Genomic DNA, 563 nt, shown 5'->3' with positions numbered 1-563 from the left:
TAACACGGCTAATGCGAGTGTGTGGGCGTACGCGGATGTGTTCATCGCTCCGGTGGGTTCGGAGATTCCGCAGGAGGGTCGTCCGTTCGGTGCGGAGTGGGAGCAGGTGGGTCTGCTCGATGGTGAGGAGGGTTTCACCGAGACGGTGGAGGCGGAGTCGGAGGATCTGTACGCCTGGGGTGGTGTGCTGGTGGCTTCGACGCACAACAACTTCAAGGTGACGCGGAAGTTCCTGCCGTTCGAGGACAACAAGACGGTGTACGACCTGATGTATCCGGGTCATGGTGTGGACTTCGACGGTGATGGTGGTTACGAGGGTCAGATCCATGTGCCGGATCTGCAGGCGCGGTTCATGATCGCGTTCGAGACGCGGACGGGGGATCTGATCAAGCGGACGGTGTCGGCGAACTACGCGCAGGTGGCTGAGCGCGGTGAGTCCACGGAGAACGCGACCGAGATCGCCAAGCGTGAGATCACGGTGTCGATCTTCCCGACCGACGCCGACGAGGACGGCAAGTCCACCCTGTTCTACACCTACAAGGGCCGCGCCAACTCCGGTGTCG

Annotated in this window: 1 protein-coding gene; it reads left to right on the top strand. The window is 62.0% G+C overall.

The genetic code is table 11. The features are described from left to right. Positions 1-19 precede the first annotated feature (19 nt). On the top strand, positions 20-563 hold a 544-nt coding region (locus D458_RS0132690; protein WP_026119911.1), incomplete at its 3' end, for a hypothetical protein.

The organism is Nocardiopsis ganjiahuensis DSM 45031 (genome assembly GCF_000341085.1).
Lineage (GTDB): Bacteria > Actinomycetota > Actinomycetes > Streptosporangiales > Streptosporangiaceae > Nocardiopsis > Nocardiopsis ganjiahuensis.
Note: the sequence above shows the minus strand (reverse complement) of the source record. Positions and strands in the feature narration are given on the sequence as shown.